The sequence below is a fragment of the Ensifer sp. NM-2 genome (assembly GCF_003024455.1).
Lineage (GTDB): Bacteria > Pseudomonadota > Alphaproteobacteria > Rhizobiales > Rhizobiaceae > Ensifer > Ensifer canadensis.
The window spans coordinates 1-255 of sequence record NZ_PVZR01000210.1 but is presented as its reverse complement, the minus strand read 5'-3'; the positions used below and the strand labels follow the sequence as shown (position 1 = coordinate 255).

At 59.6% G+C, this 255-nt stretch carries 1 protein-coding gene; it reads left to right on the top strand.

Annotation, left to right across the window (positions count from 1 at the left end; genetic code table 11):
* The coding region (locus C6558_RS39505) for a hypothetical protein (RefSeq protein WP_210205736.1) at window positions 1–209 on the top strand (209 nt) is incomplete at its 5' end.
* Between the last annotated feature and the right edge of the window lie 46 nt (window positions 210–255).

The window sequence follows — 255 nt, the reverse complement described above, 5'->3', positions numbered from 1 at the left end:
ACGCCGACGATAAACTCAATTTGCTGAACAACCAGCGCAAGGCTTTGCCGGAATATCCCGCCACCTCGAACGCGGTGCGCGCCACGGCAGGGGCGATCTACCGGCACTGCAAAGCCGTCGTCATGCATGAAGAACAGCCAGGCGACGTGTTGCCGATCATCACCCACTACGCCGGCTGCAAACCGGCTGATCTCACTCAAGGCGAGTGATGGCAGATAGAGGATCCACGGGTGAGCGCTTCGTCGAGGAGGTTGT